This window comes from Neisseria sp. P0022.S010 (genome assembly GCF_051956635.1).
Window position 1 is genome coordinate 1 of record NZ_JBQCXF010000894.1, and the last position, 452, is coordinate 452.

Sequence of the window (452 nt, forward strand, 5' to 3'; positions counted from 1 at the left end):
GTTCAGGCGCGTGATGTTGGCCGAGGTTGCCTGAAAACCGTCAGGCAGGTTTTTGCATTCGGGCAACAGGATTTCCGCCGCCTGCAAATGCGCCAGCTCGTAGGCAAGTTTGTATGCCGTCGTCAGCTTGGTTTTGAATTCGCCGCTTTGCAAAGAAGCCCATGCGATGGCAACGTTTTTCTTGTCTGCGTTCACCGCCAAAATGCGGTTGGTTTCCTTATCTTCCAAAAACGCCGCGTCGGTCAGCGTGCCGGGCGTTACGATGCGCACGACTTTGCGCTCCAACGGCCCTTTGCCCGCACCGACTTCGCCCACCTGCTCGCATACTGCCACACTTTTGCCCATCTTCACCAGTCGCGCCAGATACTGCTCCGCCGCGTGAAACGGCACGCCCGCCCTCTTAATCGGCACGCCGTCCCCCTGCCCGCGCGTGGTCAGGGTAATGTCCAACA

Annotated in this window: 1 pseudogene; it reads right to left on the reverse strand. The window is 58.8% G+C overall.

What is annotated here, in order from left to right:
- Positions 1-452 (reverse strand): annotated as a pseudogene (locus ACTHUT_RS21970) (DNA mismatch repair protein MutS); the annotation flags it as partial.